1 protein-coding gene is annotated in these 782 nt (G+C 48.1%); it reads left to right on the forward strand.

Translation table 11 applies throughout. The features are described 5' to 3' along the window. Positions 1 to 69 precede the first annotated feature (69 nt). Positions 70 to 782: ATP-dependent Clp protease ATP-binding subunit ClpX (gene clpX / locus ACTHUM_RS16150; protein WP_440403441.1), on the forward strand; the 713-nt coding region annotated here is incomplete at its 3' end.

Raw genomic sequence — 782 nt, forward strand, 5'->3', positions numbered from 1 at the left:
GCAATACGCCCGAAATATCTGTTCCCCCTTTACAACACAGCCTCCATACAACCATACGAAGAAATTATTATGTCTGAAGAAAAACGCACCTGTTCATTCTGCGGGAAGTCCGAAAACGACGTTAAAAACCTGATCGAAGGCGAACACGCCTTCATCTGCAACGAATGTGTAGAAACTTGCGGCATGATGCTGCAAGACAACGAATCCGGCGAGATTGAAAACGAGCTTGCCAAAGCGAAAGAAGAAAACGCCGAGAAAAAACTGCCTACCCCGGCCGAAATCGTTGCCAACCTCAACGACCACGTTATCGGTCAGGAACACGCAAAAAAAGCGTTGGCAGTATCGGTTTACAACCACTACAAACGCCTGCACCATCCAAAAGCAGACGGCAAAGTCGAATTGTCCAAATCCAATATCCTGCTCATCTGCCCTACCGGCTCAGGTAAAACCCTGTTGGCGCAATCTTTGGCGCGCAAACTGGATGTGCCTTTTGTTATGGCGGATGCCACAACTTTGACCGAAGCCGGTTATGTAGGTGAAGATGTCGAACAAATCATCACCAAACTTTTGGGCAAATGTGATTTTGACGTTGAAAAAGCCCAGCGCGGCATCGTTTATATCGATGAAATCGATAAAATTTCACGCAAAAGCGATAATCCATCGATCACGCGCGACGTATCTGGCGAAGGCGTGCAACAAGCCTTGCTGAAACTGATTGAAGGCACGGTAGCGAGCGTTCCTCCGCAAGGCGGCCGCAAACATCCGAACCAAGAATTCATCAA

The organism is Neisseria sp. P0021.S006 (genome assembly GCF_051956895.1).